Annotated in this window: 14 protein-coding genes and 5 pseudogenes; 14 read left to right on the forward strand and 5 right to left on the reverse strand. The window is 71.2% G+C overall.

Translation table 11 applies throughout. The features are described from left to right. Positions 1–87: 87 nt before the first annotated feature. Together BW737_RS10845 and dapB are read left to right on the forward strand one after the other, a co-directional pair. Positions 88–591 carry a YbhB/YbcL family Raf kinase inhibitor-like protein gene (locus BW737_RS10845; protein ID WP_086615653.1) on the forward strand — a complete coding sequence of 168 codons (504 nt, stop codon included), beginning with the start codon at positions 88–90 and terminating at the stop codon, positions 589–591. 149 nt (positions 592–740) lie between these two features. Beyond that, positions 741–1,493 carry a 4-hydroxy-tetrahydrodipicolinate reductase gene (dapB, locus tag BW737_RS10850; protein WP_086615652.1) on the forward strand — a complete coding sequence of 251 codons (753 nt, stop codon included), beginning with the start codon at positions 741–743 and terminating at the stop codon, positions 1,491–1,493. Between the two features lie 36 nt (positions 1,494–1,529). Here the strand turns inward: dapB and BW737_RS10855 are convergent, their stop codons facing one another. Next, a complete protein-coding gene (locus tag BW737_RS10855) occupies positions 1,530–2,189 on the reverse strand; it encodes a GNAT family N-acetyltransferase (protein WP_086615651.1) in 660 nt (219 codons plus the stop codon). A 189-nt stretch (positions 2,190–2,378) separates the two neighbouring features. On the opposite strand from BW737_RS10855, the pseudogene BW737_RS18505 reads away from it, so the two are divergent. Together BW737_RS18505 and BW737_RS10860 are read left to right on the forward strand one after the other, a co-directional pair. Further along, positions 2,379–2,492: pseudogene (locus BW737_RS18505) on the forward strand (dihydrodipicolinate synthase family protein); the annotation flags it as partial. A gap of 74 nt (positions 2,493–2,566) precedes the next feature. Then, a pseudogene (locus BW737_RS10860) lies at positions 2,567–3,228 on the forward strand (dihydrodipicolinate synthase family protein). A 38-nt stretch (positions 3,229–3,266) separates the two neighbouring features. Here BW737_RS10860 and BW737_RS10865 read toward each other — a convergent pair. The 3 genes and pseudogenes from BW737_RS10865 to BW737_RS10875 form a co-directional block, all read right to left on the reverse strand. Then, positions 3,267–5,027, reverse strand: a complete 1,761-nt coding sequence (locus BW737_RS10865; protein WP_086615650.1) for an AMP-binding protein — start codon at positions 5,025–5,027, stop codon at positions 3,267–3,269. Beyond that, positions 5,024–6,912 (reverse strand): annotated as a pseudogene (locus tag BW737_RS10870) (AMP-binding protein). The gene BW737_RS10865 and the pseudogene BW737_RS10870 overlap by 4 nt, the downstream one beginning before the upstream one ends. Before the next feature lie 158 nt (positions 6,913–7,070). Continuing rightward, positions 7,071–9,536 carry a hypothetical protein gene (locus tag BW737_RS10875; RefSeq protein ID WP_420835742.1) on the reverse strand — a complete coding sequence of 822 codons (2,466 nt, stop codon included), beginning with the start codon at positions 9,534–9,536 and terminating at the stop codon, positions 7,071–7,073. 459 nt (positions 9,537–9,995) lie between these two features. Between BW737_RS10875 and BW737_RS10880 the strand changes: the two genes are divergently transcribed. Beyond that, positions 9,996–10,913 (forward strand): proteasome assembly chaperone family protein, encoded by a 918-nt coding sequence (locus tag BW737_RS10880; RefSeq protein ID WP_086615649.1) that lies wholly within the window; start codon positions 9,996–9,998, stop codon positions 10,911–10,913. An 8-nt stretch (positions 10,914–10,921) separates the two neighbouring features. Here BW737_RS10880 and BW737_RS10885 read toward each other — a convergent pair whose 3' ends face one another. Continuing rightward, positions 10,922–11,680, reverse strand: a complete 759-nt coding sequence (locus BW737_RS10885) for a spermidine synthase (RefSeq protein WP_086615660.1) — start codon at positions 11,678–11,680, stop codon at positions 10,922–10,924. Positions 11,681–11,855: 175 nt separating this feature from the next. Here BW737_RS10885 and dinB point away from each other — a divergent pair, with 175 nt between their 5' ends. The 9 genes and pseudogenes from dinB to BW737_RS10925 form a co-directional block, all read left to right on the forward strand. Further along, positions 11,856–13,103 (forward strand): DNA polymerase IV, encoded by a 1,248-nt coding sequence (dinB, locus tag BW737_RS10890; protein WP_086615648.1) that lies wholly within the window; start codon positions 11,856–11,858, stop codon positions 13,101–13,103. 217 nt (positions 13,104–13,320) lie between these two features. Next, entirely contained in the window at positions 13,321–13,701 is a 381-nt protein-coding gene (locus BW737_RS10895; RefSeq protein WP_086615647.1) for a DUF3040 domain-containing protein, read from the forward strand. Between the two features lie 992 nt (positions 13,702–14,693). After that, a complete protein-coding gene (gene mraZ, locus BW737_RS10900; protein WP_073333053.1) occupies positions 14,694–15,125 on the forward strand; it encodes a division/cell wall cluster transcriptional repressor MraZ in 432 nt (143 codons plus the stop codon). A gap of 262 nt (positions 15,126–15,387) precedes the next feature. Then, positions 15,388–16,472: pseudogene (gene rsmH, locus BW737_RS10905) on the forward strand (16S rRNA (cytosine(1402)-N(4))-methyltransferase RsmH). Further along, the gene (locus tag BW737_RS16300; RefSeq protein ID WP_180272197.1) at positions 16,469–16,702 is read left to right on the forward strand and encodes a hypothetical protein; all 234 of its coding nucleotides are present in this window, start codon (positions 16,469–16,471) and stop codon (positions 16,700–16,702) included. Before rsmH ends, BW737_RS16300 begins: the two are co-directional and overlap by 4 nt. Next, positions 16,693–16,938, forward strand: a complete 246-nt coding sequence (gene ftsL / locus BW737_RS10910; RefSeq protein ID WP_257210741.1) for a cell division protein FtsL — start codon at positions 16,693–16,695, stop codon at positions 16,936–16,938. The genes BW737_RS16300 and ftsL overlap by 10 nt, the downstream gene beginning before the upstream one ends. 38 nt (positions 16,939–16,976) lie before the next feature. Continuing rightward, entirely contained in the window at positions 16,977–18,761 is a 1,785-nt protein-coding gene (locus BW737_RS10915) for a peptidoglycan D,D-transpeptidase FtsI family protein (RefSeq protein ID WP_086615658.1), read from the forward strand. 72 nt (positions 18,762–18,833) lie between these two features. Then, positions 18,834–20,455, forward strand: a pseudogene (locus BW737_RS10920) (UDP-N-acetylmuramoyl-L-alanyl-D-glutamate--2,6-diaminopimelate ligase). Further along, a partial coding sequence (locus BW737_RS10925) for a Mur ligase domain-containing protein (RefSeq protein ID WP_257210742.1) occupies positions 20,452–20,662 on the forward strand: 211 nt, incomplete at its 3' end. The pseudogene BW737_RS10920 and the gene BW737_RS10925, both read left to right, overlap by 4 nt.

Below are 20,662 nucleotides of genomic sequence, written 5' to 3' on the forward strand. Positions count from 1 at the left end.
TAGGGACTGCCACTAGGGTGCGACTATGACCATACGTATTGCAGTGGCAGGCGCCACCGGGCGCATGGGGGCTACCGGAGACCGATCATGAATTCGCCTCAGGCCACGCAGTTGACGCTCAGCTCCGACTGCATCGACGACGGTCGCTTCAGAACGCGATACACCGGACGCGGCGAGGACGTCTCGCCGGAGCTGCGGCTGTACGGGCTGGACGTCCGTGTCAAGACCCTGGCAGTTGCGCTGGAGGACCTGACCCATCCGCTGTTTGGAACCATGACGCACTGGGTGGCGTGGAACATTCCCGCGAGCGAGCTGATTCCCGAGGCGATCCGGCCGGGCCGGATCAGTCCCGGCACCGAAATAGTCCAGGGGATCGCCTACGGGCTACACCGGTACCGCGGGCCGAAGCCTCCCCGCGGTACCACCCACACCTACCGCTTCACCGTGTACGCGCTTGACACCGTCCTGCGCCTTTCTGATCGGAGCCGGCTTCCCGGGCTCAAACGGGCTATCGCCGGACATGTCCTCCAACAGGCCGAGCTGTTTGGTACCTATGAGTCCTGCCTGCGACCGCGCAGCCCGTGCACCTGAGTCCAAAAGTGTCCAGATTCGGGACAAACGAGCTTCAGGCACCTTCACGTGACTTATGGATCGTTGAAATCACGCGGTTTCACGACTTGCCTTCAGCGGCGTCTGCGGCGTTTGTCCCGGATTTGGACAACTCTGATTAGGATGCCCGCATGAGTATTGCTGTTGCCGTTGTCGGCGCCGCTGGGCGCATGGGATCCACCGTCTGCCAAGCCGTCCAGGACGCCGACGGCCTCGAACTCGTCGCCCGCCTCGACATAGGCGACACCGTCAGCGCCGATACCCTGAACGGCGCCGACGTGGCCGTCGACTTCACCCACCCCTCGACCACCGAGGACAACGTTCACGCCCTCATCGACGCCGGAGTTGACGTGGTAGTCGGCACCACCGGCTGGACGGACGAGTCCTACGAGCGTGTGCGCGAGCACCTGGCACGCCCGGAGGCGGCCGGCCGCAGCGTCATCATCGCCCCGAACTTCGCCCTGTCCGCGGTTCTGACCATGTCCTTCGCCGCGAAGGCCGCCCGCTACTTCGAGTCCGCCGAGGTCATCGAGCTGCACCACCCGAACAAGGTCGATGCCCCCTCCGGCACCGCGATCGCCACCGCCCGCGGCATTGCCGCCGCCCGCGCCGAAGCCGGCCTTGGGCCGGTTCCCGACGCCACCGAGACCGACCCCGACGGCGCCCGCGGAGCCGTGGTCGACGGCGTGCACGTGCACGCCGTGCGCCTGCGCGGACTCACCGCCCACGAGGAGGTCGTGCTCGGCAACCCCGGCGAGCAGCTGACCATCCGCACCGACTCTTTCGACCGCGCCAGCTTCATGCCGGGCGTGGTGCTGGCCGTGCGCGAGGTCGGCGGGCGCGAGGGCCTGACCATCGGCCTGGACCGGCTGCTCGACCTCTGATGCCGCGCGGCGCATGGGCCGCGTTTGCGGTGGCGCCTACAGCACGGCGGCCCAGCAGTCCTCAATAACGCCCTGCCCGACGGGCAACCTGCGGAAGGACTTGGTGCGCGTCAAGCCAGCGCCGCGCAGGAATCCGTCCAGGGACTCATCCCCACGCACCGCCCACACCAGCAGCACGCCCGCCCCCTGCGCGCGCGCCTGGTCCGTGACGGCGGCCAGCAGCCGGGAGCCGTGCCCGCGGCGCTGCTGCTCCGGGGCGACGCCGAGGGCAGTGATTTCCATTCCCCGGTTGGCTGCGGGGACCGCGCCCGCTCCGGCGTCGGCGGCGTAACCACCGTCCTCGCCCGCCGCATCGGTGCCGCTGGGGGAGGGAGCGACGCCGACCAGGCCCACCACCTCGCCTTCCCCGACGGCCACGAGTACGCGGTGGGCCGGAGACGGCGGGCTCAGCACCGCCTGCTCCCAGCCGGCGGCGATCACCGGCGGCGCCACCATCGCCTCCACGCCCGCCGGCAGCGGCGCGTCGTGGGCGGCCGTATACGCGGCCCGCAGCGAGGCCAACATGGCGGCGGCATGCACCCGGCCGATCGCCTCCAGATCCGCGCCGGTCGCCTCGCGCACGAAGCCGGCGGCAGAGGGGGAGGAGGAAGCAGACGGCGCGTGGAGCACGTCGTCGGGGAGGCTGGCGTCGGTCATGCACCCGAGCCTATGCGCACGTGTAGGTCGAAGCCGCCTTTGCCCCGCACGCTCGCCCGCTGCATCCGCAGGCGTCCTGTCTTCGGCCGTTCACTTTGCGACCGACCCCGACGTCGGAGCAGCAATGACGTTACGCTGCTCACTATGAGCACTCTCCCCAGCCGGTCCTTCGGCTCCGTCGGCGTAGCCATGGTCACCCCCTTCACCCCGGAGGGGGAGATCGACGTCGAGGCCGCCCAGCGCCTGGCCGTCTCGCTGGTCGACGACGGCGCCGACATGATCCTGCTGGCCGGCACCACGGGTGAGGCCCCCACCACTCACCTGCCGGAGAAGCAGACCCTCCTGCGTGAGGTGAAGGACGCCTGGCGGGCCGGGCCATGCTGGTGGCCGGCGCCGGCTCCAACGACACCGCCCACGCGGTGCGCATCGGCGTCGGCTCCCAGGAGGCCGGCGCACAGGGACTGCTCATCAACGCCCCCTACTACAACCGCCCCAGCCAGGAGGCGTCTACCAGCACATCATGGCGGTGGTCGAGGCCACCGACCTGCCGGTCATGGTTTACGACATCCCCGGGCGCACCGGCGTGAAGATCACCGATGACACCCTCGCCCGCCTGGCCGAGCACGAGCGGGTCCTCGCGGTCAAGGACGCCACCGGCGACGTCGAGCAGGGCTTCGAGCGCATGGAGGCCACCGGCTTGGAGTACTACTCCGGTGACGACGGGCTGAACTTCGCCTGGCTCACCCACGGGGCCAGCGGCGTGGTATCCGTAGTCGCCCATGCCGACGCCCACTCCTGGCGGGAGATGATCCGCGAGGTCGACGCCGGCGACCTGCCCGGCGCCCGTGCTGTGGCCCAGCGCATGCGCCCGCTGGTGCGGGCCATCATGGGTGGCGGCCAGGGCGCGGTGATGGCCAAGGAGGCGCTGGTCCTGCAGGGGCGCATCCCCAGCGCCACCGTGCGCCTGCCGCTGGTGCGTGCCACCGCCGCCGAGGTCGCCGCCCTGCGCGACAGCCTCGTCGCCGCCGGGCTGCTCTGAGCCCGCCGGCGTCCGGCCGGCCCCGTCTACCGCCTCGCTCAGGCCGCGGCGTCGTCGCGGCCGATGATCTGCTCGCGCACCACGCGGCGCAGTATCTTGCCGATCTGAGAGCGCGGCATCTCCGCAATGATCTCCAGGTGCCGCGGCAGCGCGTAGTGGGGAATCGTCCGCTCCGCGTGCGCGCGCACCGCCTCCAGGGTGATCTGGCCCTCCGGCGTGCCCGGCTCCAGCACGATCGCCGCGCACACCAGCTCTCCGGCTGCGCCGCCCGGTAGCCCGACGACGGCGACGTCCGCCACGCCCTCCATGTTCAGGATCGCCGCCTCCACCTGGGAGGGGTAGACGTTGAAGCCGCCGGTGATGATCAGCTCACGCCGCCGGTCGGCCATCCACAGGAAGGAGTCCTCCCGGCGCACCATATCCCCGGTGCGCAGCCAGCCGCCGGGCAGCATGGCCGCCGCCGTCGCCTCCGGGTCGTCCCAGTAGCCGGCGAATACCTGTGGCCCACGCACCAGCAGCTCGCCAGGCTCACCGTCGGGCACCTCCTGCTCGGGGTCCGGGGCGTCCGGGTCCACCACGCGCACGTCGGTGGACGCGAAGGGCAGCCCCAGCGCGCCCAGGCGGCGGCTGGGACCCATGGGCGTGCCGGAGACGATGGGGCTGGTCTCCGTCATGCCGTAGCCCTCCACGAAGTACCCGCCCGTGGCGGCCTCCCACTCCGCGCCCACGGCCGGCGGCATCGGGGCCGCCCCGCACACGCCGTAGCGCAGCGTCTTCAGCGACACGCCCTTCTTCTGGGCGCCCCGCAGAATCCGCTCGAACATCACCGGCACCCCCACGAAGAACGTGAAGGGACGCCGCTGGTGCGCCTCCAGCACCTGACTGACCGAGAACTTCGGCAGCATCACCTGCGTGGCCGCCTTCTGCACCGCGCAGAAGACGTTGAAGGTCAGCCCGAAGGCGTGGAAGAACGGCAACAGTGCCAGGAAGGTCTCCCCGCCCTCGTGCAGCATCGGCACCCAGGCGATCGCCTGGTTCGCATTGGCGCGCAGGTTCTGGTGCGTGAGCATCGCCGCCTTGGGCATGCCGGTAGTGCCGCCCGTGTGCAGCAGCACGGCCACATCATCCCCGCCCGGCCGGGGCCAGGCCGCCTCCAGCCGCTCCGCGCGGGACACCTCCCGGTCCCAGGAGCGCACCCCCGCCGGCAGCGAGTCGGCCCGCATGGAGGCGCGGGTCTGCCGCGCCCTGGCCACGGGCAGGTGCAGGGCGGCGCGCAGCCGGGCGGGCATGGCGGCGGCCAGGTCCACGCTGAACACCGTGCGTCCGGCCAGTGGGTCGGCCGCCGGATCGGTGCCACCGGCCGCCGTCGACGCCGGGTCCAGTACCAGCTCAACGCCCTTCTCCCAGGCGATCACCACCCGGGCACCGTGGTGGGCCAACTGGGCGCGGATCTCCTCGGCGGGGGCGAGCGGGTTGTGCTCGGCCACAATCGCCCCCAGGCGCAGCGCCCCGTAGATCGCCACCACGTGCTGCGGGCAGTTCGGCATGAGCATGGCCACGCGATCACCGGCCTTGACGCCCGCCCGGCGCAGCAGGCCCGCGGCGCGCTCGGAGGCTTCCAACAGCTCGCGGTAGGTCAGGGTCGCGCCCATGAAGTCCAGGGCCACCCGGTCGCCGTAGAACTCGGCGGCGATGTCCAGCAGTTCGCCCAGCGGCCCGTCGGGGACGTCAATGACGGCGGGGATATTCGGCTGATAGTGCGGGCGCCGGTAGCGCTCGGCATCCTCCGCGCCACTCACCGGGACTGCTCCCCGGCGCCGCTTGCCTGCTCGGGCTCGCCGCGGCCGACCTCGCCCAGACGCTCCACCAGCGCGGTGGCGGCGGACTGAGAAGCGGCGGCCGCCGCCGTCGCCGCCCCCGCGGCCGCCTCCCGGGCGGCCAGCAGCTCCTCACGCACCACCCGGCGCAACACCTTGCCGATCTGGGAGCGCGGCATCTCCGTCAGGATGGCCACCTGCCGGGGCAGCGCATAGTGGGACAGGGTCTTCTCGGCCCAGGCACGCACCTGGTCGAGCGTGACCGTCTGCCCGTCCTTCGGAAGGATGGCGGCGACCACGGACTCATTACCGGCCTCCGCCGGCAGTCCGACGACGGCGACCTCCTCCACCTGCGGCATGGAGCGCACCGCCGCCTCCACCTCGCTGGGGTAGATGTTGAAGCCGCCGGAGATGATCAACTCCTTGCGCCGGTCGGCCATGACGTAGAAGCCATCCTCCTCCTGGCGCACCAGATCCCCGGTGCGTAGCCAGTCGCCCGGCAGCATGACGGCGTTCGTCTCCTCCGGGTTCTCCCAGTAGCCGACGAACACCTGCGGGCCGTGCACCACCAGCTCGCCAACCTGACCCGGCTCCACCTCCACCTCGGGGTGGTCGGGGTCGACCACGCGCACGTCGGTGGACGGGTAGGGCACACCGAGCGCACCGGGGCGCCGCTCGGGGGAGATCGGGTTGCCCAGGATGATGGGCGCCGTCTCCGTCATGCCGTAGCCCTCGATGATGACGCCACCGGTGGCTTCCTCCCAGGCCTTGGCGACGGCCTCGGGGGTGGGCGCCGCCCCGCATACGGCGATCTTGCAGCTGGACAGGTCGGCGCCGGTCTCCCGCGCACGGGCAACAATCCGATCGAACATGACCGGTACCCCCGGGAAGAAGGTGGCCGGGTGTCGCTTCCAGGCGGCCAGCACCATATCGGCCCCGAACTTGGGCAGCACCACCTGGGTGGCGGCCAGCCCCACTGCGCACAGCAGCGACAGGCTCATCCCGAAGGCGTGGAAGAAGGGCAGCACGGCGTAGAAGGTCTCCTGACCCGCCTCACAGGTCTGGGAGGCCCAGGCCAGGCTCATTTCCGCGTTGGCGCGGGCGTTGGCGTGGGTCAGCTGGACCGCCTTGGGGGTACCGGTGGTGCCGCCGGTGTAAAGCAGCACGGCCACATCGCTTACGCCCGGCAGCGGGTGGCCCGAGGGCAGCGGCGGGGTGGTGGCGACCAGGTCGTCCCAGGAGGACACTCCGGCTGGCACCTTGCCGCGCAGCTCGCTGCGCTGGGAGCGGGCGGCCGCCACCGGGAGTTTCAGGGCCAGTCGGCTGGTCCACGGCAGCCCGCGGGACAGGTCCACGGACAGTACCCGCGCCCCACCCATGCCGGCGCGATCGAGGGAGCCAACGCCTGCACGATCCGCGCCAGCGACTTCTCCCAGGCGATGATCACCCGGCCGTGGTGCATCTGAATCTGCTCGCGGATCTGGGCGGCGGGGGCCAGTGGGTTGTGCTCGGCGACGATCGCCCCGAGCCTCCAGGCGGCGTAGGCGATCACGACGTGCTGGGGACAGTTGGGCAGGATCACCCCGACGACGTCGCCGCGACCCACGCCCAGGCGGTGCAGTGCCTCCGCGGCCCGGGCGACCTGATCGCTCAATTGCCGGTAGGTGGTTGCCTGCCCCATGAAGTCCAGGGCGATCCGGTCCGGGAAACGGCGGGTCGCGTCGTCGAGCATGCGGGAGAGCGGCTCGGTGACGGGCGCGATCACGCTGGGGACGCCGGGGGCGTAATGGGGGCGCTGGTAGTCGGTGGAGGCGCCCCGGAGGCGGGCCTGGCGGCCGGCGTCAGCGGCCTGGTCGAAGCTGCTCATCGTTCCCTTTCCCGAGTTTCCCGTCCGTGCCCGGCAGGGCGACCGGGCGGGGGATCGTAGCCTACGCAACCGTAACCTACGGTCGCGTAGGTGTGTGGGTGCGTGACGAGCATGCGACCTGTGGTTTGACGCTCACCATCGGCCCGCTCGCCGGCAGGCTAACGCGTCCGCCTGTGCGCTGCCCGTGAGCCGGCTACAAGCCGGTGGGCAGCGGCAGCCGGGATACCACCCGCAGACGCCGCGTCGGCCGCGTCATCGCCACGTACAGGTCGCCGGGGCTGGACGCTCCGATGGCCGCGGGATCCACCAGCACCACCACGTCGAACTCCAGCCCCTTCGACAGCCGCGGTCCCATCACGGCCAGCCGACTGCGCAGAATGTCGCCTCCCGGCGCCGCCATCGCCGCCGCCAGCGCCGGGTCCTGTGCCAGCAGGGCGGCGACCTGACGCGGCTGCGGGGCGATCACCGCGATGCGGCCGATACTCACGCCCACCGCGGCATCCAATGCGGCCGACTCCGCTGCCACCGCCTCGCGCAGGGCCTGCCCCCAGGCGGCGTGGGCGGAGTCGTCCCGCTCGGCCGCGGGGGAGCCCGACAGGTCGTCCACCGTGAGGCAGTCGGGCAGGTCGCGTACCGAGCTCACCGGGTAGGTCACCGGCGCACCGAGCCCAGCGGCCACCTGCTCGGCCGCGCGCATGATCGTCGCCGGCGTGCGGTAGCAGACGGTCAGCGCCTCCTCGCGCAACGGCGTCGTCGCCCGCGGCGCCCGGGAGCCGCGTCCACCGCGGCGCTTGGCCGGGCGCGTGCCCAACGCCGAAAGCACGTGCCGCCACGAGCCCGGACGGCTCGGGCCGGAGTACTGCGCCAGGTCGCCCACGATCGTGAAGGAGCGCACCGGGCAGCGGCGGGCCAGTGCCGCCACGCCATGGCACCCAGTTCCTGCGCCTCGTCGACGACGATATGCCCGTAGGTCCAGCTGCGGTCGGCCCGCGCCCGCTCCGCCAGGGTGAGGGACGGCCCGGACTCCTCGACCGGTTGGCCAGCATCTCCGCGCTGACCATGCCATCGCCCAGCTCCTGCGACTCGATTGCCTGCGCCGCATAGGCGACCAGCGACTCGTGCCGGCGCGCCTCCAAACGCGCCCGGCGGGCCTCGGCGTCCTCACTGGGGCCCAGCAGCTCGGCCAGCTCGTCGATCAGCGGCACGTCCGCCTCCGTCAACTCGCTGCCCGCCGGACGCTCCAGCAGTCGGCGCTCGGTCGCCCGCAACTCCGGGGCCACCCGGGCCAGTAGGTCCGGGTGGGACCACAGCCGCTCCAGCAGACCAACCGGCGTCGTTGGCATCCAGCACAGGTTGATCTCCCGGCGGGCGTCACGAGCGGTACGAATATCCTCCCGGATCCACGCGCGCGTGTCGGCGTCACTGGCGTCCTGATGAGTAGCGGCGGCGAACTGATCGGTCAGGCGCTCCAGCAGCCACAGCACGAAGGTCTCGCGCGCCAGGTTGTGAGGCTTGCCGGAGCGCCGGGCGCGGGCGGCCGCCTCCCGGACGTCCGCGGGCAACAGCTGCAAACGCGTGCCCTGCACCACGATGTCGCGGGGCGCGTCCGGCACCCGCTGCAGGCCGCGCACCGCCCGGCGCAGAATGTCCGTCCACACCCACCGGGACTTCAACTCGGCGACCGGTCCCGGCTCGGTGCCGCGGGCGTGCACACCCGGCACCAGGTCCGCCAAGGTGGTGGAGACCACCCCCGTCTCGCCCAGCGAGGGCAGCACCTGCTCCACATAGCGCAGGAAGGTGCGTGACGGGCCCACCAACAGCACTCCGGAACGCTCCAGGCGCTCGCGCTCGGCGTAGAAGAGGTAGGCGACCCGGTGCAGGGCCACCGCCGTCTTACCGGTGCCGGGACCGCCCTGCACCACCAGCACGCCCTTGCCATCGCCGGTGACCACCCGGTCCTGCTCGGCCTGAATGGTGGCGACGATGTCGCCCATGCGCCCGTCGCGGGCCGCCGACATGGCCGCGATCAGCGCGCCCTCGCCCTGCAGCCCGTCAACGGCCATGCGCGTCTGCGCGGCCTCGGGGTTGGCCGCGGCCAGCGCGGTCGGCCCGCCCACCGCCGTCACGTCGATGAGCTCATCCTCCAGACCGATGACGCGGCGCGCACGCGTGTCGATATGCCGACGTCGCACCAGTCCCATCGGGTCGGAGGCCGTGGCCTGGTAGAAGGCCCGCGACAGGGGGGCGCGCCAGTCCAGTACCACCTCGCGGTGGCGGGCGTCCTGCAGGCCGATACGGCCCACATAGTGGCGTCGGCCCGCCGCGGTCACGTCGTCGTCCCCGTCCGGGGAGGCGGGGACGGCACCGTCGGCAACCGGCTGTGCCATGTCCATGCGGCCGAACACCAGCCGGTCCTCCACCCCCTCCAGGGAGGCAACCAGGTCGGAGTAGTGCACCGCGTAGGCGTCCCGCTCGCCGCGTGACTGGTGCGTGCCCGAGGCGCCCCGCGCCTGTGTGGCCGTCAGCGAGCGGCGGGCCGCGTCCAGCTGCCGATCCAACTCGCTGTAAGCCAGATCCACCACCTCCTGCTCCGCTGCGATCTCGCGGTCACGGGCGGACGCCATGGCCGGACGCGGGGCGGCGGACTCGGTCGAGTCGAGCGGCTCGGGGCAGGGATGATGCTGGCTCACATGACCTCGCTAGGCGTTGGGCCGTTGCCGGTGTGGGCCAGGGCCCAGCGGCGGCGGACGGAAAAGATAGTCGTGTACGGTGGCGGCCGGCACGGGGCGGCCCACATGAGGCGGTAGCCGAGCCGGTGAGGATCGTCCATTATCTCCCCGGCGATCCGCCTCGCCACCCACGTCCCGGCGTGTTCGCCCGGAGGGGACGCGCGTGTGCCAGGCGATCACCGAGAGGACGGCGAGGAACTCGCTGCGGGCCTCACGCCCGGTCGCGTCGGGGGCCACCGGTGCGGGAACACACGCTGCCTTCCCGGTGTTGCACCAGCCGACGCACGGCCCGCAGCGGACCCGCGCGAGACGTGCCCGCATGAAACGAGCGCCAAAAGCGCGAGAGGAGGAGCGATGCGACCGCTATACACCGTGGAGCACCCAGCGGGTGAGCCAGTCTCGCCGCGCGTGCTCCTACACCACTTCGATGGAGCCATGGATGCCGGCCACGCCGGTGCGCTGGCCGTGGAGCAACTGGTGATGACCCTGCCTCACACCCGCCTGGCCACCTTCGACATCGACTCCCTGCTTGACTACCGCGCCCGCCGGCCGGTGATGACCTTCGACCGCAACACCTACAGCGCCGTCGCCATGCCCGAGCTGGTCCTGGAACTGCTGCAGGACGACGACGGCGAGGACCTGCTGCTGCTGCACGGTTCGGAGCCCGATTACCGCTGGCAGGAGTTTGCCGACGCCGTCACGCACCTGGCCGTGTCCATGGGGGTGAGCCAGGCCGTCGGCATCAGCGGTATTCCCATGGCGATCCCGCACACGCGCCCCACCTACGTGCACGTCCACGGCTCGCAGCCGGACAAGCTCAACTCGCAGACGGAGGTGTTTGGCCGGGTAGAGCTGCCCGGTTCCATGGGGGCCTTCCTGGAACTGCACCTGGGCGAGGCCGGCATCGACTCCCGTGGCCTGTCCGCCTCCATTCCGCACTACATCGCCCGCGACGACTTCCCGCAGGGGGCCGCGGCCCTGCTGCGCGCGGTGGCCGAAAACACCGGCCTGGCCCTGCCACTGGGCGACCTGGAGGCGGCCGCCAACGTCAACCGCGCCGAGATCGATGCCGAGGCTGCCCAGCAGCCCGAGGTTAGCGCCGTCGTCTCCGCCCTGGAGGCCCAGTACGACGCCATGCTGCGGCAGGCCGACGACCTGGGCTTTGAAGGCGCTCCCACGCTCGACCTGCCTAGCGCGGACGAGATCGGCGCCCGCTTGGAGGCCTTCCTGGAGGCGAACGAGAACACCTCCGGCGACGGTCTACAGCACTAGCGCGGGGCTCAACTCCCGCCGTCGGGGCGCGGCAGCGTCGGGTCATCCGGCAGCCAGGTGCGCACCGGCAGCGGCAGGCGCCGCACCGCCCGTTCCACGACGTCCAGTTCCGACGGCGTGAACGGCTCCTTGCGGGCCACCAGCACCAGGTTGCCGCGGCGCCGGCCGCGCACGACGGCCGGGTCACCCACCACCAACACGCCGCCGAACAGGGCACGCAGGTGTATCAGCTCCGCCGCCACCGCTTCGCGCGGCGGGCAGGCGGTATTGGCCAGGTACAGTCCATTCGATGCCAACAGCCGGCGGCACTCGGCCAGGAACTCGCGTCCCGCGCACGCGGAGGGAACCATGCCGCCGGCGAACACGTCGCGCACCGCTACGTCCCACGCGTCGGCGTGCAGCGTACCCACCACCTGGGCGGCGTCGCCCACGCGGATGCGCAGCCGCGGCGCACGCGGCAGATCGAACCACTCGCGCACCTTGTGGGCCAGAACCGCATCGACCTCTACCGCCAACTGGGTCGAACCCGGCCGAGCGGCATCCCAGGCGCGGGCCAGGGCGCAGCCGGCGCCGCCCAAATGCAGCGCGCGCAACGGCTCGTCCGGCCCGTGCAGGGCAGAGACGACCGCGTCCATCTGCTGGAGGTACTCGAAGTCCAGGTGCGTGGGGTCGCGCAGGTCGATCCAGGAGGACTCGGCGCCGTCGAGTAGCAGCAGCACCCCGGTGTCGCGCAGCTCCAGGCGCGCCGTCGCGCAGGAGGTCGCCACCGGTCCCGAGGGCAGCGCCGCGGCGAGGGCCGCATAGTCGGTGCCGCGGCGGCGCTTGGAGGCGCGGACAGAGGATTGACGGCGTGTCACGAGGCACGTTATCGTGGCCACACAAGACGCCGTCCAGTCGGCTCCGGGTGCGGGGCGCGGCCGGAACACGTGGGGGAGGGCGGAGATGAGCCGAGCACCGCGGGCCGAGAATGCCCGCCGCTCCTGGGGCGAGGATGACTCCGCCACCCCCATCCTGCACGTGGACATGGACGCCTTCTTCGCCTCGGTGGAACTGCTTGAGCACCCCGAACTGGTAGGCCGCCCCGTCATCGTCGGCGGCCGCGACGGGCGCGGCGTCGTCTCGGCCGCCTCCTATGAGGCCCGCGCCTACGGGGTTACCTCCGCCATGCCCATGAACGAGGCCCAGCGCCGCTGCCCCCAAGCCGTAGTGCTGCCGGTGCGCCACGGCGTGTACTCCGCCGTCTCCCGACAGGTGATGAGCATCCTGGGAGAAGTCACCCCGGTGTTGGAACGTGTCAGCGTCGACGAGGCGTTCCTGGACGTTTCCGGCGCCCGCCGGCGCATGGGCTCACCGACCACCATCGGGCACTGGATTCGACGTCAGGTGCGCGAGCGCGTAGGGGTACCCGCCTCCGTCGGCATCGCCTCCACCAAGTTCGTGGCCAAACTGGCCTCCGCCCACGCCAAGCCCGACGGGCTTTTGCTGATCCCCGCGCAGGCCACCCAGGACTTCCTCAACATGCTGCCGGTGGGGGCTCTGTGGGGAGTGGGGGAGAAGAGCGCCCAGGCGCTGGCCCGCTGGGGCATTAACGACGTGCGGCAGTTGGCGGCCACCGACGTGCGCCGCCTGGAACGGATTCTCGGCTCCGCGGCCGCCCACCACCTACACGATCTGTCCCACGGTGTCGATCCGCGTCCGGTCACTCCGCAGCGGGAGGAGAAGTCTGTCGGCACCGAGAGCACCTTCTTCGATCACCTGACCGATCGTGAGCATGCCCGCCGGGTGCTGCTAGACCAGGCCCACCAGTGCGCCGCCCGCCTGCGCGCCGGGGGACTGCGGGGCCGGGTGGTGGTGCTGAAGGCTCGCGGTGCCGACTTCGTTACCGTGACCCGTTCACGCACGTTGGGCGCGCCCACCGACCTGGCGCGCGACATCTTCGCCGTCGTGGAGTCGTTGTTCAACGCCCTGCCCACCCCGGGCGGTGGCTTCCGGCTGCTCGGAGTGCGGGTGGAGGGCCTGGTCCGCGCCGACGCCGGCGTCCAGCTGCTCCTGGACGATGACCCGCGCCGCGGCGCCCCCGAGCGTGCCGCCGATGCGGTACGTGAGCGCTGGGGCAACGCCGCCCTCGCTCCCGCAAGCCTTCTGTCCCGCCCCCGGGCCTCGGATCGGCCCGAGCGTCAGGCAGATTGAGGGCGCGCGTTGCCCCACGCCTGTCCGCCGTCTGGGACGGAGCCGAACACATGCGGCCTCGGGAAGAACCTCGGGCCGCACGTTGTTTTCTGGGCGCAGGGACGGGCTGGTTTTCATCCTGTGACGACAACCGCCTATCCTGGATATTGTTCGGGCGGGTTGGCCGAAACGACCCTCTGGCCGTCCACGTGAGCCACAACCGGAAGGGAGGCGTGCCATGGCATTGTCGGAACGCGAGCAGCAGGTGCTGCGCGACCTTGAGGAACAACTCAACGACGAGGACCCGTCGCTGGCCGAGACCATGCAGCATGCCGAAACCACATTCCGGCGCCCCTCGCCGCGCCGTGTCGGTGCTGGGGTCGCCCTGCTGCTGGTCGGCCTCACCGTCGTGATCGGTGGCGTGGCTGCCGGCAGTAGCAGTGTCGTGTCCATCCTGCTGGGCGTCCTCGGCTTCGCCCTGGCCGTGTGGGGCGTCACGCTCATGCTGTCCCGGCCGAATTCCAAGAACACCGCTGCAGGCTCCCGTGGCGCGAAGCGCTCCTCCTTCATGGAGCGCCAGTCCGAGCGTTGGGAGCGCCGTCGCGACGGTCAGAACTGACCGTCCCCGCCGGCCTCCCACGCCGACCCCGCCACGACGGCTGGGCGTTTCCAGCGTCTGCGCTGTCTCCATGTTTCTGAGACGGTTGGGGTGCGGGATCAGGATCGTTGTGGGCTGAGGCCGGTGCCGGTCTGATCTGCCGGGACTCTTCGTGTGGACGCGGTTGCGGCAGGTCCTGGCCGCGGAATGTGGCCGTCGTGTTTGGGAACAGGGGGACGTTTTCGGGCCGACGAGGACGTACTCGGGCATAGGCGATGGCGGCATCCGCCTGAGTGAAGGACGTTTTCGGGCTCGTGAGGTCGTGGCCGTTGGCCGCCCATCTGCCGAAAACGTCCTGTTTCGCCCCAAACCCTCTCGAATGTGGAGGGTTTGGGGCTGATGAGGACGTTTTCGCCGAACGCGGGACGACGTCGGGCTGGCGAGGACGTTCTCGGGCTGGTGGGGTGTCTGTTGCTGCGGTCCCGGGCGGATATGCCGGCGGCCGGAAGCCGTGTCCTCGAACGACCCCACTGGGCCCGACGCGTCAGACCAGATCTACTCCGAGCGGGGTGGACCGTTCGCGTGTTCCGGTCGGTGCCCCTCCACTTTCCTCCACCTCTTCCGCGGGCGGCCCTGACCGTAGCCACCGGGCACCCGCCCCATGCCCGCGACACCGCCGCCGACGGCCCCGCTTTCCAGCCCCGTTCCTGTAGCCCGCCGCCGGCCGAGCTGGCGGCGTCGGGCTACCGCGGTCCGCTCCATCCCTGTCGGTGCTGTTGTCCGTGCCCCAGTGTCTGCCGGCGTCGCCACGCCCATGTCGCCTCGGCACCCCCCTTTCCCTCCACTTTCAACCACCTGGGCTCGAGCGCGTGATTCCGGGGAAAACTCCGCTCCGTTGGCCCCGTCGACGCGATCATGAACCCAGTTTGCGACCTCGGAGTGGAAGAAAAGGGAGTGAAGTGGAGTAATGTGGGGCACGTTGGATCGTCGCGGGGAGAGGAGCTGAGGACCGCATGTTCTTGGGTACCCACGCTCCCCGCCTCGATGAGAAGGGTCGGCTCATCCTTCCGGCGAAGTTCCGTGAGGAGCTCGCCGGCGGTGTGATCCTCACCCGCGGCCAGGAGCACTGCATCTACGCCTTCACCTCCGCCGAGTTCGAGCGCATGTACGCCCAACTGCGCGAGGCTCCCCTGGCGCAGAAGCAGGCGCGCGATTACGTCCGCGTCATGCTCTCCGGCGCCGACTCGCAGATCCCCGACAAGCAGGGGCGCATCACCATCCCCGCGCCGCTGCGCGCCTACGCCGGACTGGGCCGCGATCTGGCGGTCATCGGTGCTGGCGCACGCGTGGAGATCTGGGACGCCAAGGCCTGGGAGACCTACCTGGCCGCACAGGAGCAGGTCTTCGCCGACACCGCCGAGGAGATCATCCCCGGGTTCTTCTGATCCGGCCCGCACAACTGCATAACGCCGTCAGGCATGGGCCTGAGCCGCCCGAAAGCCCCGTAAAGACCACCGGCAACGGTTTCGTTCCGTGAGGTCTCCGCCCGCCGCAGCGTCCGACGTCTCTTCCCCGGCGCCGGAACCCGCGGGAGGAGTCCTGGCAGAGCGAGATCGGAGTCGGTACCCACACGCCCAATAGCACCCGAGTACCCCGCACGTCGCCCCCGCGACGCCGCGGCAACCGCATCAGGAGAGGAGGACACCCGTGAGCGACGCCCTCGCCGCGCAAACGCCGGCCGTCACGCAGCCGACCCCCGCCGACGCCGCCCGCCGCCACACACCCGTCCTCCTGGACCGCTGTCTGGACCTGCTCGCCCCGGCTCTGGAAGTCGCCGAGCCGGTCATGATTGACTGCACGCTTGGCCTGGGCGGACACACCGAGGCCGCCCTGGAGCGATTCACCGACCTCACCGTGGTCGGCATCGACCGCGACCCGCAGGCCATCGCCCTGGCCAGCGCCCGCCTGGCCCGCTTCGGCGACCGCTTCCGTGCCGTGCGGGCCACCTACGACGCCGTCGACGCCGTCGCCTACGACGCCTCCCACCGCCTGGACCACACCGTCGACGCCATCCTCATGGACCTGGGGGTCTCCTCCCTGCAGCTCGACGACGCCGACCGCGGCTTCTCCTACGCCCGGCCCGCCCCGCTGGACATGCGCATGGACCAGACCGGCGGACGCACGGCTCAGGAGCTGCTGGATGGCGCCGATGAGCGCGAGCTGACTCGCATCCTGCGCACCTACGGTGAGGAACGCTTCGCCCCTCGCATTGCCGCCGCATCGTGCGCCGTCGCAACGCCGGTCACCCCGTCACCACCACTGCCGAGCTGACCGAGCTGGTGCGTCAGGCCATTCCCGCAGCGGCTCGCCGTCGGGGCGGGAATCCCGCCAAACGCACCTTCCAGGCGCTGCGCATAGCCGTCAACGGTGAACTCGACCTGCTCGAGCGGGCCGTGCCCCGGGCGCTCAACGCGCTGCGCGTGGGCGGGCGCCTAGTCGTGGAGTCGTACCAGAGCCTGGAGGACCGCATCGTCAAACAGGCCCTGGCCGCGGGCACCTCCTCGGCGGCGCCCGCCGACCTGCCCTTCGTCCCGGAGGGGCTGGAGCCCTACCTGGAACTGGTTACCCACGGCGCCGAGCAGGCGGATGCCGCCGAGCGGGACGCTAACCCCCGCAGTGCCTCCGTGCGTCTGCGGGCCGCCACCCGCATCCGGCCCGCTGCCGAGGCCCCGGCCCCCTACCACGCCAACTACGCCCCTGCTGCAAAGCCCCGAGGAAGGAACCGCCGATGACCACTGTCAAGGCTCAACGCAGCGCCACGGCCAATCCGTCCTGGCGTGCGCTCACCGACGGCGCGACCGCCCGCGCCGCGCGCCGTCCTGCCCCGCGCCCGGCGGGGGAGAGCTCGGGGCGGCCGGAACTGCGCGTGGTGCGTGGCGTTGTCCCCTCCGGCGCACCCTGCCCTTCCTGGTCCTGGTCATCGGCATACTCGCCTGCGCGCTGGTGTCCACGATGCTGCTGAACGCGCGCATGGCGGACACGGCCTACAAGATGAAGACCGCGCAGGTCGAGCTGAACGTGCTCAACGACCACATCGAGACGGTGCGTGCGGACGTGCAGGAGGCCTCCTCCGCCGACACGCTGGCAGCTCGCGCGGCGGAGCTGGGCATGGTCCCGGCAGCCGCCCCCGGCGTCATCGACCTGTCCGACTCCACTCTGGCGGGCGGCACCGCCGCCGAGGCGGACGACGCCCAGTGAACCCGGTCAATCCGAGCCGACGCCGGGTCCTGCAACTCATGGGGGTGGCAGGATTCGGCGCACTGGCGGGCAGGACCGCCTGGCTGCAGGTAGTGGAGGGGCCCGAACTCGCCGAAAAGGCGAAGGCCGAACGCACCGTCGCCTGGGTCAACCGAGCGCCACGGGGCGACATCCTCGGCCGCGATGGCACGGTGCTGGCCTCATCCGCCGTCTCTTACGACATCGGCGTCAACCAGGTCAAGGTTGCCCAGTACGAGCGCACTGAAGAACGCACCGACCCCGCCACCGGGGAGATCCGCAGCCTCGTCGTCGGCCACGGCGCCGCCGCTGCTGCCGAGCAGATGGCCGAGATTCTGGATGTGGACGCCCAGGAACTCGGCGCCAAGATGGTGGGGGAGTCCACCTACGTCGTTGTCGCCGAGGCCGTCGCCCCGGACACCTGGCGGCGTATCAACGCCCTGGCGATCCCCGGCGTGGAGCCGGACCAGCGCACCCGCCGCACCTATCCGGCCGGCTCGGTGGCCGGCAACGTCCTGGGCTACACCTACGAGGGGACCGGGCGTACGCTCATCGGCTCCGCCGGCCTGGAACTGACACAGAATGACGTCCTGACCGGCGTCGACGGGCAGGGCCGGGTTGAAGTGGGCAAGTCCGGCGCCATCATCCCCACCGGCGAGCAGGAAGAGGTGCCTGCCACCGCGGGCGATAGCGTGCGCATGACCATCAACCCCGACCTGCAGGCCGTTGCCCAGGAGGCCATCGACGAGGTGGTCGACGCCCAGGGTGCCGACTGGGGCTGTGTAGTGGTGATGGAACCGGCCACCGGCAGGCTGCTCGTGCTTGCCGACTCCGACGCCGTCAATCCCGCCAAACCGTCGGAAACCCCGGAGTCGTCCCGCAATGCCCGCAGCGTCCAGGCCATCTTCGAGCCCGGTAGCGTCGGCAAGGTGATCACCTTCGCGGCTGCCCTCGAGGAGGGCACCATGACCCCGGAGGACACTTGGACCGTTCCCTACAGCTGGACCGCCGCCAACGGGCAGACCTTCCACGACTCCCATTACCACGAGCCCCAGACCCTCACCTCCGCCGGGGTACTGGCCGAGTCCTCCAATGTCGGCACCGTCCAGATCGGTGAGCAGCTCGACGACGCTGTGCGCTACGACTACCTCAAGCGCTTCGGTTTCGGCACGCTGACCGGCATTGAGATGCCCGCCGAGTCCGCCGGCATGGTCGCCGCCGCCGCCGACTGGGACGACCGCACCCGCTACACCACCATGTTCGGCCAGGGCATCGCCGGCACCGCCTTACAGGCCGCCCAGGTACTCGCCACGGTGGCCAACAAGGGCATGCGGGTGCCTCCGCGCGTGGTGGACGCCTGGATCGACGCCGACGGCAACGAAACCGCCCAGGAGATCCCCGCGGGGGAGCGGGTCATCAGCGAGGCCACCGCCGAGGCGCTCACCGAGATGCTGATCGGCGTCACTCAGGACGGCGGCACCGCCGAAGCCGCCTCCATCGACGGCTACCTGGTGGCCGGCAAGACCGGCACCACCGAAATCCTCACCGAGGACGGCACGGTCGCCTCCTTCGTCGGCTTCACCCCCGCCCGCGACCCGGCCATCGCCGTCGCCGTGATCGTCTACCGCCCCCGCGACACCTACGGCGGCACCGTGTCCGCCCCCGTGTTCCGCAAGGTAGCCCTGGCCGCGATGCACTCCCTGGGGATCGCCCCGGACCCCAGCATCATTGCCGCCCAGGCGGCCGCCGAGACGGATGCCGCAGTCGAGGCCGCACAGTCCGAAGGCACGGGCGACGAAGGATGAGTACCTCGTCCTGGCATCCGCCGCCCCGCGACTGGCGGCTACCACCGTCCTGCCACGATAGATTGGGGATCTATGAGCAACCACGCCTACGAGTCGGCCGCACGGCTGCGCCCGCACCGGTGCGCGCCTACACTCCTGAGCGACCTCGCCCGGGACTTCGCGCTGGCCCCCGCTCGGCGTGAGGACGGCACCACCGACGCTCTCGCGGGACTGGAAGTCAGCGGCGTCAGCGTTGACTCCGGTGACGTGGCCGCCGGCGAACTGTTCACCGCCCTGCCCGGATTCAAGACTCACGGCGCCGTTTACGCCCCCGAGGCCGTGGCCGCCGGCGCCGTCGCCGTGCTGACCGACCCGGACGGCGCAGCCATGGTGCATGCCAACTGTCCCGGCATCCCCGTGCTCACCCATCCCGACCCGCGCGCCGTCGTCGGTCCGCTCGCCGCCGCCGTCTACCACCACCCGGCCGAGCAGCTGCTGACCAGCGCCGTTACCGGTACCAACGGCAAAACCACCACCTCCTACTTCCTCGACGCCATGCTGAGCGCACACCGGGGCGCCTGCATGATCGCCGGGACCGTCCAACTGCGCGTGGGCGACATTGCCGTTGAGTCCCCGCGCACCACCGTGGAGGCGCCGGTACTGCAGCGCATGCTCGCCCTGGCCGTAGAGGAGGGCGTGGGCGCCGCCAGCCTGGAGGCCTCCAGCCACGCCATCGTGCTGCACCGCCTGGACGGGATGGTGGTGGACGTCGCCGGGTTCACCAATCTTCAGCGCGACCACCTGGACTTCCACAAGACCATGTCGGAGTACCTGGACGCCAAGGCGCAGTTGTTCACGCCCGAGCACGCCCGCCGCGCCGTCATCTGCGTCGACGACGAGTGGGGCATCCGGTTGGCCGACCGCGTCGCCGCTGCTGGGCAGATCCCCGTCGATCGGTACGTGCCTACGCCGTCCCCGACGGCCGGGACGCCGTCGACGCCGACTGGTGGGTCAGTGACGCGGCGGTCTCCATGACCGACTCCGCCACCACCTTCACCCTGCACGGCCCGGATGGGCAGGCCATCGCCGCCGCCTGCCCGTTGCCCGGGCTCGTCAACGTCCAGAACGCCGCTCTCGCGCTGGTTATGGCCATGCGCGCGGGTGTACCGGCCCAGACGGCGGTGGCCGCGCTGGCCACCGCCCACAACATCCCCGGCCGCATGCAGCGCATCAGCCAGCGCGACGGCGTACGCGGTACCTGCATCGTCGACTTCGCCCACACCCCCGACGCCATGGAGCTGACCCTCAAGGCGGTGCGGCAGATCACCCCCGGCCGCCTGATCGTGGTCTTCGGCTCCGACGGCGACCGCGACCGCGGCAAGCGCCCCATGCTCGGGGAGGTCTGCGCCCGCCTGGCGGACGTACTGGTGGTCACCGACGAGAACCCCCGCAGTGAGGACCCACAGTCCATTCGCGACGCCATCCTGGCGGGGGCGCGCTCCGTGCGCCCCGATCTGCACGACGTGGAGGAGATCACCACCTGGCGGGGTGACGCCGTGCGCCGCGGTGTGGAGCTGTGCGGTCCGCAAGACACCGTCATCGTCACCGGCAAGGGCCACGAGCCCTTCCTGGAGATCGCCGGCGAATTCATCCGCTACAACGACGCGCCCGTCATGCGTGAGGCGGTCCTGACCAAGTGGGGAGAGCCCGCATGATCGAACGCTCCCTGACCGAGATCGCCGCCCTCACTGCCGGCGCACTGCTGCCCGCCCGGGATGACTCCGCCCCGGGGACGACGACCGTGTCCGCGGTGGTGACGGATTCCCGCCGCGCCGCGCCCGGCGCCCTATTCGTCGCCCTGGCCGGCGAGCACACCGACGGGCACGCCCACGTCGGCACCGCCGCCGTCGCCGGGGCCGCCG

The organism is Actinomyces ruminis (assembly GCF_002154335.2).
Taxonomy (GTDB): Bacteria; Actinomycetota; Actinomycetes; order Actinomycetales; family Actinomycetaceae; genus Actinomyces; species Actinomyces ruminis.

What these genes read in the sequence shown, in the direction of transcription:
- BW737_RS10875 (WP_420835742.1), bottom strand. Translation starts at nt 9,536, where the DNA reads ATGGCGTCCGCCCGTGACCGCGAGATCGCAGCGGAGCAGGAGGTGGTG.
- BW737_RS10880 (WP_086615649.1), top strand. Translation starts at nt 9,996, where the DNA reads ATGCGACCGCTATACACCGTGGAGCACCCAGCGGGTGAGCCAGTCTCG.
- ftsL (WP_257210741.1), top strand. Translation starts at nt 16,693, where the DNA reads ATGCTGCTGAACGCGCGCATGGCGGACACGGCCTACAAGATGAAGACC.
- dapB (WP_086615652.1), top strand. Translation starts at nt 741, where the DNA reads ATGAGTATTGCTGTTGCCGTTGTCGGCGCCGCTGGGCGCATGGGATCC.
- BW737_RS10915 (WP_086615658.1), top strand. Translation starts at nt 16,977, where the DNA reads ATGGGGGTGGCAGGATTCGGCGCACTGGCGGGCAGGACCGCCTGGCTG.
- BW737_RS16300 (WP_180272197.1), top strand. Translation starts at nt 16,469, where the DNA reads ATGACCACTGTCAAGGCTCAACGCAGCGCCACGGCCAATCCGTCCTGG.
- dinB (WP_086615648.1), top strand. Translation starts at nt 11,856, where the DNA reads ATGAGCCGAGCACCGCGGGCCGAGAATGCCCGCCGCTCCTGGGGCGAG.
- BW737_RS10895 (WP_086615647.1), top strand. Translation starts at nt 13,321, where the DNA reads ATGGCATTGTCGGAACGCGAGCAGCAGGTGCTGCGCGACCTTGAGGAA.
- mraZ (WP_073333053.1), top strand. Translation starts at nt 14,694, where the DNA reads ATGTTCTTGGGTACCCACGCTCCCCGCCTCGATGAGAAGGGTCGGCTC.
- BW737_RS10845 (WP_086615653.1), top strand. Translation starts at nt 88, where the DNA reads ATGAATTCGCCTCAGGCCACGCAGTTGACGCTCAGCTCCGACTGCATC.
- BW737_RS10855 (WP_086615651.1), bottom strand. Translation starts at nt 2,189, where the DNA reads ATGACCGACGCCAGCCTCCCCGACGACGTGCTCCACGCGCCGTCTGCT.